Origin of the sequence: Pseudomonas proteolytica, assembly GCF_007858275.1 — a bacterium.
Taxonomy (GTDB): domain Bacteria; phylum Pseudomonadota; class Gammaproteobacteria; order Pseudomonadales; family Pseudomonadaceae; genus Aquipseudomonas; species Aquipseudomonas proteolytica.
This window is the reverse complement of record NZ_VFEV01000020.1, coordinates 105,286-114,395: the sequence shown is the minus strand read 5'-3', so window position 1 is coordinate 114,395 and position 9,110 is coordinate 105,286. Positions and strand designations below refer to the sequence as shown.

At 57.8% G+C, this 9,110-nt stretch carries 15 protein-coding genes and 1 other RNA gene; 15 read left to right on the top strand and 1 reads right to left on the bottom strand.

Annotated elements, in window-relative coordinates:
- The 3 genes from FIV38_RS16300 to FIV38_RS16290 all read left to right on the top strand — a co-directional run.
- A partial coding sequence (locus FIV38_RS16300) for a hypothetical protein (protein WP_338110269.1) occupies positions 1–235 on the top strand: 235 nt, incomplete at its 5' end.
- Between the two features lie 2 nt (positions 236–237).
- Positions 238–480, top strand: a complete 243-nt coding sequence (locus FIV38_RS16295) for a DUF4224 domain-containing protein (RefSeq protein ID WP_092235975.1) — start codon at positions 238–240, stop codon at positions 478–480.
- Position 481: 1 nt separating this feature from the next.
- Positions 482–1,534: a tyrosine-type recombinase/integrase gene (locus FIV38_RS16290; protein ID WP_092235971.1), complete on the top strand. Its 1,053-nt coding sequence runs from the start codon at positions 482–484 to the stop codon at positions 1,532–1,534.
- A gap of 206 nt (positions 1,535–1,740) precedes the next feature.
- Here FIV38_RS16290 and FIV38_RS16285 read toward each other — a convergent pair whose 3' ends face one another.
- Positions 1,741–2,460: a LexA family transcriptional regulator gene (locus FIV38_RS16285; RefSeq protein WP_092235968.1), complete on the bottom strand. Its 720-nt coding sequence runs from the start codon at positions 2,458–2,460 to the stop codon at positions 1,741–1,743.
- 159 nt (positions 2,461–2,619) lie between these two features.
- Between FIV38_RS16285 and FIV38_RS16280 the strand changes: the two genes are divergently transcribed.
- The 12 genes from FIV38_RS16280 (at position 2,620) to FIV38_RS16225 (ending at position 9,106) form a co-directional block, all read left to right on the top strand.
- Positions 2,620–2,955, top strand: a complete 336-nt coding sequence (locus FIV38_RS16280) for a helix-turn-helix domain-containing protein (RefSeq protein WP_092235966.1) — start codon at positions 2,620–2,622, stop codon at positions 2,953–2,955.
- A 2-nt stretch (positions 2,956–2,957) separates the two neighbouring features.
- Positions 2,958–3,398, top strand: a complete 441-nt coding sequence (locus tag FIV38_RS16275; RefSeq protein WP_092235964.1) for a hypothetical protein — start codon at positions 2,958–2,960, stop codon at positions 3,396–3,398.
- A complete protein-coding gene (locus FIV38_RS16270) occupies positions 3,391–5,442 on the top strand; it encodes a Mu transposase C-terminal domain-containing protein (RefSeq protein ID WP_092235962.1) in 2,052 nt (683 codons plus the stop codon). The genes FIV38_RS16275 and FIV38_RS16270 overlap by 8 nt, the downstream gene beginning before the upstream one ends.
- Positions 5,443–5,466: 24 nt before the next feature.
- A complete protein-coding gene (locus tag FIV38_RS16265; RefSeq protein WP_092235959.1) occupies positions 5,467–6,189 on the top strand; it encodes an AAA family ATPase in 723 nt (240 codons plus the stop codon).
- Complete coding sequence (locus tag FIV38_RS16260; protein ID WP_092235956.1) at positions 6,189–6,803, top strand: hypothetical protein; 615 nt, start codon at positions 6,189–6,191, stop codon at positions 6,801–6,803. The genes FIV38_RS16265 and FIV38_RS16260 overlap by 1 nt, the downstream gene beginning before the upstream one ends.
- Positions 6,800–7,177, top strand: coding sequence for a hypothetical protein (locus FIV38_RS16255; RefSeq protein ID WP_092235953.1), 378 nt, complete (start codon positions 6,800–6,802; stop codon positions 7,175–7,177). The genes FIV38_RS16260 and FIV38_RS16255 overlap by 4 nt, the downstream gene beginning before the upstream one ends.
- Complete coding sequence (locus tag FIV38_RS16250; protein ID WP_092235950.1) at positions 7,161–7,484, top strand: hypothetical protein; 324 nt, start codon at positions 7,161–7,163, stop codon at positions 7,482–7,484. The genes FIV38_RS16255 and FIV38_RS16250 overlap by 17 nt, the downstream gene beginning before the upstream one ends.
- Positions 7,485–7,495: 11 nt before the next feature.
- On the top strand, positions 7,496–8,116 hold the full coding sequence (locus FIV38_RS16245) for a DUF3164 family protein (protein WP_092235947.1): 621 nt from the start codon (positions 7,496–7,498) through the stop codon (positions 8,114–8,116).
- A gap of 1 nt (position 8,117) precedes the next feature.
- The gene (locus tag FIV38_RS16240; RefSeq protein WP_092235944.1) at positions 8,118–8,396 is read left to right on the top strand and encodes a host nuclease inhibitor protein; all 279 of its coding nucleotides are present in this window, start codon (positions 8,118–8,120) and stop codon (positions 8,394–8,396) included.
- A gap of 2 nt (positions 8,397–8,398) precedes the next feature.
- Complete coding sequence (locus FIV38_RS16235; RefSeq protein WP_092235941.1) at positions 8,399–8,806, top strand: hypothetical protein; 408 nt, start codon at positions 8,399–8,401, stop codon at positions 8,804–8,806.
- A gap of 8 nt (positions 8,807–8,814) precedes the next feature.
- Positions 8,815–9,036 carry a hypothetical protein gene (locus FIV38_RS16230; RefSeq protein WP_092235938.1) on the top strand — a complete coding sequence of 74 codons (222 nt, stop codon included), beginning with the start codon at positions 8,815–8,817 and terminating at the stop codon, positions 9,034–9,036.
- An RNA gene (locus FIV38_RS16225) (hammerhead ribozyme type II) lies at positions 9,035–9,106 on the top strand. Before FIV38_RS16230 ends, FIV38_RS16225 begins: the two co-directional genes overlap by 2 nt.
- Positions 9,107–9,110 lie beyond the last annotated feature (4 nt).

Sequence of the window (9,110 nt, the reverse complement as noted above, 5' to 3'; positions counted from 1 at the left end):
GCAAGGACACCCCATGTACGCAACGAAACTCACCCTGCTCTTGACAGCCATCGTGTTGTACGTGGCGGGGTCCACCTTCTGGTTTTTCTGGCAGGTGCCGGAGCTGCTCTCCACCGGTACCGAACAACCCCTGATCGCAGCATTCGCCGGCACCGTCGCCTGGATGCTGCTCACCTTCGGTTTCATCATCCACATCATCAAGACAGCGCGGCCTACAGCGGGCGGCGGGAGGTAGTAATGGAGGCAGAGATCCTGTCGGACGACGAGCTCGCCGACCTGACCGGTTACAAACACCGAGCCCACCAACGAAAGTGGCTCAAAGACCGCAACTGGGTCTACGTCGAAAGCCGTGGTGGTCGCCCCCTGGTGGGCCGCATGTTCGCGCGCATGAAGCTGGGCATGGTCAGCCCCAGCATAGTCGAGAACAATCCGCCTCCGGCACGACCGGCTTGGACGCCAGACTTTTCAAGAGTGAACTGATATGCGCCCCCGCAAGACAGAGAATAGGGACTTGCCCCCCGGGATGGTTCGGCGCAAGCGCCCACGCAAGAACGGTACAGCGTGGGTCGGCTATTACTACCGAGATGCAAATGGAAAGGAATTGTCTCTCGGTGGAGATTTGGACAAAGCCAGGCTCAAGTGGGCCGAACTTGAGTCCAAGGCAAAGCCGGCAGACCTGAAGATCATGAAGGGAATTTTTGACAGGTACGAGCGGGACATCATCCCGAAGAAAGCGCCGCGGACGCAGAAAGACAACAAGGCAGAGCTCAAGCACCTACGCAAAGGGTTCGAGGGGGCGCCCATCGATGCAATCACCCCTTCCATGGTTGCGCAGTACCGGGACGCCAGAACGGCGAAGACTAGGGCAAACAGAGAGATCGCCCTGCTCTCCCACGTCTACAACATGGCCCGAGAATGGGGCTTTACGGATCGGGAAAACCCTTGCGCCGGTGTCCGGAAGAATAAAGAGAAGGTCCGCGACTACTACGCCAATGAAATGGTTTGGACCGCTGTGTATGGCAAGGCTCCACAAGAGCTTAGGGACGCGATGGACTTGGCCTATCTGACCGGCCAGCGCCCGGCAGACGTAATCGCAATGAGGCGGGGGGATATCGAGGGGGATTACCTAACCGTGCAGCAGGGAAAAACAGGCAAGCGTCTCAGGATTCAAATGCAGGCAGGCGGTGTGAAGAACACCCTCGGCCTACTCATTGAGGACATCATTGCCAGGAACAGCCAGCACAACTCGCAGCACTTCATCCTCAGCAGAACGGGGATGCGCGTGTCTCAACAAATGCTGCGTAACCGGTGGGACGACGCCCGAGAAGCTGCTCGCTCTTTGGCCGCCAGTGAGGGACGAGTTGATGACGCGGAGAAGATCCAACAGTTTCAGTTCAAGGATATCCGACCGAAGGCGGCATCCGAAATTACAGATATCGCAGACGCCAGCCTCCTTCTCGGGCACTCGGAGCAGGAGATCACCAAGCGCGTTTACAGGCGCATCGGTGCGGTTGCGCAGCCTTCTGTGGGTTAGTGGCAGCTTTGGCACTGGGGAGGATCTGGTGGGAAGAAGCTGGATAAAACAGGACAACTCGTGACAAGCCAGGCAAACCGGGACGTTGCAGGCAAGGATGGTCCTGCAAACCAGAAAAAACGGTGCCAAAGCAATGCAAGCGGGTAAACAATCGAAATTAGTCATAGAGCCCAGATTTAGCGGGCTCTTTGACATAGGTGCATTACTTAGATCCAGCCACCAGCCCATACCACACGGCCGATTATTTCCAGGTCTCCCAAGCGTTCCTTGGGGACGACCATTGGCTGGTATTCCTTGTTCTGACTGATGATGCTAACCGAACCGTCAAACTGCCGTTGCAGGCGCTTTGCGTAGAGGTGGTCATCGAGACGAATCACGTAGACCGCCTCACCCTCAAGCGAATTGCGGCCATGGTCAATCATGACGGTGTCGCCATCGCTTAACAGCCCTTCCATTGAATCACCATCCACACGGATAGCTGACAGCTTAGATGGCTCAAGGCCCTTCTTACGCAGTGAGTACGTCGTGAAAGCCAGGTGCGTGAGCACCTTAGTCCCGTCGGTCCAAGAGCCATGGCCCGCACTACAGCGGGCGTCGTAAAGCGGTACGTGAGAATAGACACCCTCAGTGTCTGCCACAGCCTCCTTTTTGGCCGCCCCCACAAACATCTCCCCCTTGCCCGTAGCAATCCAGTCCAGAGAGACGCCCTTGGCGGTAGCCAGCAACGCTACGGAGTCAAACGCGGGCATACCTTCGCCTGCGATCCAGCGCTGGAGTGAAGACAGCGCGGCATCGGCTGTCAGCGCAGCCTGTTTTCGAGACTCGTAAAGGTCGGCAACAGCCGCAATTCGAGTTTCCAATCCCGAATATGGAAAAGAAACATCTTTTCCAGCGAGTTTCTTTTGTTTCTTTTCGTCGTAAGGCATTGAATCCTATGCTCTAAATCTATTTTTCGGGATCGGAAACCGAAAAAGGGAATAGAAACTCTCGAAAACAGTTTACCGAATCCTGTTTTCGAGATATGTTTATCCGCAACAGGACGTTAGACGTCCCAAAAAAACCACCCGTGAAGATGGTTCAAAACTATGAGCGATATCGTCATGCCCACCGACCCTGCCAGCAGATGGGAGTGGATCAAATATCAACTCCGTGTTCGTGGCACGTCCATGGCTGAGCTTGCGCGCCAGCTAGACGTAACCGACCGCGCAATCCGTAACGCCAAAAACACCCCATATCCGCGCATTGAACGCTCACTTGCCATCGTCCTGAGCCTAGAGCCTGCGGACATTTGGCCGGAGCGCTGGAACGCTGATGGCACTCCGCACCGGCAGCGACCTAGCCGTGCAGAAGTAAACACTTCCTACAGCAAGGATACCGGACTACAGCCGGTTGGACACTGTAAAGCGGCAAGGAGTGCCTGAACATGCGTAACCAAAAAGACGACAGAACCTTAGACATCTTCTCTGTTCCGCAGCCTGTGCTTTCTATACCAGGCCTTGGCAACTACGGCGCTCAGGTCAGCGAGCTTGTGAGCGAAGTCCTCAAAGAGTCTGATCTAGACCGCTATGAGATTGCGGCTCGCATGTCCCGCCTCTCTGGCGACGACGTAAGTAAGAACATGTTAGACGCTTGGTCGAGTCCTGCCCGTACAGATCACAACCTTCCTCTATATAGAGCAGCGTTGCTGGAAGAAGTTTGTGCAAGCCATGTCCTGACTAATTGGCAGGTACACCTGCGCGGTGGCCGTGTTGCATACGGACGCGAGGCTTTGGACGCGGAGATCGGACGGCTATCGCGCGTGGCGCACGATGCAACGCGAAAAGTCCGTGACCTGAAAAAAATGCTCGGTGACGACCATGCGTAGTTGGTACTCGCCCCAAGAGCTGGCTGGGCTGCCCAGCATGCCAGGCACGGTGCAGGGTATCCGTAAGCTTGCCTTGCGTGAGTGCTGGGAAGGTCAGCGACGTCTTGGCAGCAAGGCCACTGAATATGCATTTGCTGTCTTGCCGAAGGAAACCCAAGCTGCGCTCATAACAGCGGCTGTCGTCAGTAATACACCTGAGCCAGCAGTTGATTCACACATAGTAATAGCCGGGCGTGACTCAGAAAAAGCGTCACGCTTGAACGACTCACAGTCTTCTGTAATGACTGCGCGCCTTGCGTTCGTGCGTGAAATCGAACGCATGAGCAAGGTAGTCAGCCAAAACCGCGCCATTCTTACCCTGGTTGGGTTGGCGAAAACCGGCGACCTCAGTCCGTATCTGAATGACCGAGTAATCCGCGCCAACGACCGCAAGACCGAAGACCGCACCCTGTCTGAGCGCACCCTCAAGCGTTGGCTGGCGGACTACCGCGCCCACGGCGAAATAGGCCTGGCTCCGGCCCGTCGTCAAAAAGACATGAGCGTCCCGTCCTGGGCGCAAGCATTCCTCAAGCACTACCAACGCCCGCAGAAACCAAGCGTTGAAGCCGCTTATGAACAGTTCAAGCAATTGCACCAGAACATCAATTCCAGTGTTTGCCCCAGCATTCACGCGGTACGCCGCTGGCTGAAAAAACTCAGCCCGTCGGTGCGTGAGCATGGGCGCATGGGTCCGCACGAACTGAACGCCTTAAAAGCCTATAACCGCCGTCAGGCCGACATGCTCTGGCCGAATGACGTGTGGGTGGCTGACGGCCACACCTTTGACGCCGAAGTGATCAATCCATTGACGGGGCAGATTTTCCGCCCGGAAATCACCATGGTCATTGATTGGGGCACCCGCCGTATCGTCGGTTTCTCCGTCAACCTGGCCGAGTCAACCCTAGCCACATTGGACACCTTACGTGACGGCGTAAGTCGTTGCGGCATGTACAAGGTGTTTTACGTGGACAACGGCAGCGGCTTTGACAACGCCGTTGTTTATGAGGTCAACGACCGCCTGGGCGGCACTATCACGCACTCGCTGCCCTACAACTCCCAGGCTCGCGGCGTAATTGAGCGCCCCCATAAAACCATTCTGGTTCGGCTCGCCAAGACGTTCGACAGTTACATCGGCGCCGACATGGATAAAGAGGCCGCTACCAAGACCCACAAGCTGTCCCGTAAACAGCTCGCCCTGGGTATCGCGCCGACAGTTGTGCCTGAATTTTCGGTGTTCTTCGCGGCCCTGCAAGAAGCACTCGATGACTACAACCGCCGCCCACATCGCGGTCTGCCGAAATTCCGCGACCTTGCGACCATGCGCAAGCGCCACCAAAGCCCAATGGAGTCTTGGAAGTCGGCAGAGGCCGAGGGCTGGGAACCATTGTTGGCTGACAGCAACATCGTCGAGAGCCTGACCCGGCCACAGGTCGAGCGCACCGTTCACCGTTGCCAGGTGCAATGGAACAGCGGCACCTACTTCCTTAAAGACCTGGACGGTTTCCACGGGGAACAGGTCCGCGTGGCCTATGACTTCCGTGACGCCAGCCGTGTTTGGGTCCACTCCCTGGAGGGCGATCTGATCGGCGAGGCGCTGCTCGACGGCAACGCTAGCCCTGCCATGCCGAAAACAATGCTGGAAAAAGCCAGCGAGAAGCGCGAGCGCGGCCAGTTGTCCCGCTTGGTCAAAAAAGCCAAAACCATTACCGGGCAAGACGTGGAAATGCGCGTCATTGCTTCGCAGTCGAGCCAGTACGACCTGTCGCCTGACCAACTCGCCGAGGCCCAGCGCTTCGCTCAATTGGCTGCACCGCAGGCCTCGGCCTTTGAATTGCCAGCCGACCCAACCGCCCGATACCGCCTCTGGCTCCTGATCGATGGCCGCATCACTAGCGGCGAATCGCCGACGGCCGAGGAAATGCAGTGGCATGCCCGCTACCCGCAACACCCGGACTTCAAATCCATTCAGCAAATGTTCGCGTTCGCCGACCAGGCCCGCGCTTAACCCAAGACCTTTAGGAGTCGAATTATGAGTGTTACCAAGATTGTTCCCCTGACAAATGTCGGCCTGTTGTCTGCCGCCATTGCCCGTGCCCATGCACGCCCTGCGGGGTTGCCTGGGCTAGTGGTGATGTATGGCGCGAGTGGGCTGGGTAAAAGCGTTGGTGCGGCCTTCGCAGCCAACCAGCACCGTGCCTATTACGTCGAGTGTCGCGACACCTGGAGCAAAAAAGCCTTTCTGCAAGCCATCCTGCGCGAGATGGGTATCGCACCTGGTCTGACTCTGTCGGTGATGGTTGATCAGGTTGCCGAGCAACTGTCCCGCAGTGGTCGCCCCCTGCTAATAGACGACGTGCAATACCTGCTGGAAAAGGCCGTCGCCAACGTGTTGACCGACATCTATAACGCCAGTCAGGGCACCATTGTGCTGATCGGGGAAGAACGTGTGCCGGGTAGCCTGGCCAAACTGGAGCGCCTGCATAACCGGGTGTTGGAGTGGGTGCCCGCTCAACCCGCGACCCTCGACGATCTGCGCGCCCTGGCCCAGGCCAGCTATCCGAAACTGAGTTTTGCCGATGACCTGCTGGAAGATCTGCGCGTCAAGGTGCGCGGCTGCCTGCGTCGTGTCGCTGTCAATCTCTACAAGGTTTATAGCGAAACCCAAGCCATGTGCATCGACAGCATCGACCTCGCTGGCTGGGGCTCACGGGGCTGGTTTACCGGCGAGGCTCCTGTACGGAGGGGCGCGTGATGGCTGGCGGTCGTGGTCGTAAATCCATTGATCTGGAAATGCGCGGCAGCAAAAGCAATCGCCAGCGCATCTGGGAAGCCATCCGTGCAGGCCGTGACGGCTTCAAAATTGCCGAAATTACCCAGCGTTCCAAAACAGACCGAACTGTCGTCAATACCTACGTGCAGTCGCTGATACGTGGTGACTTTGTCGAGGTAGTTTCCGGTGAGCTGTTTAAAGCGCAAACACTGCGGTTGATCAAGGACGTAGGTGCTGAAGCCCCTTCCCTCACCAAGGAAGGCAAACCAAGCAATTCGGGCAAAGGCACCGAAGCAATGTGGCGCACGCTGCGCATTCTTGGGGAACTGGACGCCAACGAGTTAGCGGCCCAGGCCTCAACCGTAACGCCGACAACTGTCTCAACCGCTGGCTCTTATCTGGTTTGGCTCAAGCGTGCGGGCTATGTGATTGAGGTTCAGCCCGGCAGCCAGAAACAAAAGGCTCGCTATCGCTTGGCCCCTGGCAAATACACCGGACCCCGTCCGCCGATGATTCAGAAAATCGGGCAGGTGTTTGACCCGAACCTGGGCAAGGTCGTGTTCCGTCAGCCTGCACCTGCGGAGGCTGACCTATGAACGTCAACCTGTCCGCTTGGGGTAGCGAAGCGCCGCTGTTCGTGCGCCTGCTTGCCGCCGAGGTCGCAGCCACCAACAAAACCAAGGCCAGCCAGCGCATTGGTATGAGCCGCACGGCCGTCAGTCTGATTCTATCCAACCGCTACGCATCCCCCAGCACTGCGGGCGTGGAGCGGCGTGTGATGGAAACCCTGGGCCGTATTGAATGCGTCGCTCTGGACGAGACCATCACCTCTGACCAGTGCCAAAGCTACCGCGAAAAACCGGCACCGACTCACAACCCGCAGGCGATGCAGCACTGGCGCGCCTGCCAACACTGCCCAATCAACCCCGACTGCTGCAACCAGGAGAACGCCCATGCTCGCCTCCACTAACCGCACGCCATTGAAAGTCCTGACCCCGACCCTGGCAGACCGTCTGCGGGTGTTTAACGCCGCCGCCCGCAATTTGCAGGCGCATGGCATCCGCGTGCAGGCGTTTCACCCTGCAAACAATCTCCTGGTGATCACTCCCGAATCAGGTCAGCGCCTGATCAACCTCGGCCATACCGACGGCTACCAACGCCACGGCACGGCCGGCAGCACTCGTTACAACGTGCAGTTTCAGGGCGTGACCCTGGAATGGCGCGAACCCATTAGCGCCGCCCGTCCTGCTGACTGGTCGCGCCCGACTCTCCACTGAGGAACCTTGCAATGACACAACAACAAACCATTCCCGAAGGCTACCGCGTTGACGCTCAAAAGCGGCTGATTCCCGAAATTCTGATCAAGCCTATCGACCTGGAACGTGACGCCCTGGTTCTCGCACTGGTTGAAAAAGCCCGAGCAGCCAGCGCCGTACTGTCGCAGTTCAAAGCGGCGGCATTTGGCGATATCGAAGCCTTCGTCGAGTTGAGCGCCGAGCAGTACGGGGCTCAGATCGGCGGCAAGAAGGGCAATGTCAGCCTGATTAGTTTTGATGGTCGCTACAAGATCATGCGCGCCGTCCAGGAAAGCATCGCCTTCGACGAACGCCTCCAGGCAGCGCGGGCATTGATTGATGAATGCCTACGCGACTGGACCACCGGGGCACGCCCCGAAATTGTCACGCTGGTGAATGACGCCTTTCGGACTGACCAGAAAGGCGACATTCGCACGGCCCGTGTGTTGGCGTTGCGCCGTATGGAAATCACAGATGAACGCTGGCAGAGCGCCATGCAGGCCATTGGTGACGCCTGTCAGGTGGTTGGCTCCAAGTCCTACATCCGTGTGTATCAGCGTGTTGGTGATACTGACCAGTACGAAGCTATCAGCCTCGATATCGCGGGAGTTTGAAATGAAAAAAACCATCACCGCCTATTGTTTTTCATCCGGCCATATCGACTTCGGCGTCACCCTCCCAGAGGGTGCCATTGCGCTAGCCACCGGCGAAGAAAAAATGGTCCGCGACATCCTCACCGCGTGCGCTCGATTATCTCGACTGGACAACGAAACGCTCTTTGTTCCCGGTGTTCCTGAGGCACAAAACCCGCGTGAAGGTATGACCGCCGTGGCGCGCTTTATCCAGTGGCTGGGTAAACGCAACCAATCAGGTTTCAGAGCATCGGGGGCCTGACCATGCAGCGCTATCACGACACCCGCAGCGATCCTCTGCCCATTCACTCGCCGCAACACGATGTTGAACGCGCCAACCTCGACCGCCTGACTGAGCAATTTTTGGGACGCGGCGGAAAAATTCAGAAGGTAGGCCACCAGATGAGCAGCGCCCCTGCGACCTTCACTATTAACCCAGAGCGGACACCGGTCTATGCCCACTTGTTTGTCTCTGTGGCCGCAACTTCGCCCTCTGTATCTGCCGAGCTTGAGGAAGTCGTGCCGGATACCCGCAAGCACGCCACGTTGATCATGGCAGATGCAGCACTGGGCAACTCACCCAAGTGGATCGCACGTAAGCACCACATGACCGAAAAGTACGTGCGCCAGGTGGCTCGCGACTACCACATCAATTTCCACACTCAACGATAGGAAGCCCCATGGCAAAGATCACAATCACCCTGGAGGACCGCACCGAAGGCAACGGCAAGCCCTCCGTCACCGTCGATATGACAGGCGTACCGACCAGCCCCCTGGGCGCACCCCGGCAGACGGAAGCCGTGCGACTTTCCAACAAGCTATTCGACCTGGTCGCCAGCGAAAAGATGTTGGGTGCCATTCCTGCCTGCCGCTGGCAACCGAGCACCACGACCCTTCAATAAGCGAAACCGTCCCGGCTTGCTGGGGGCGGTCTGCCAGGCGTGGTTGCCTGGTACTGATGAGCAGCCGAGGAAGA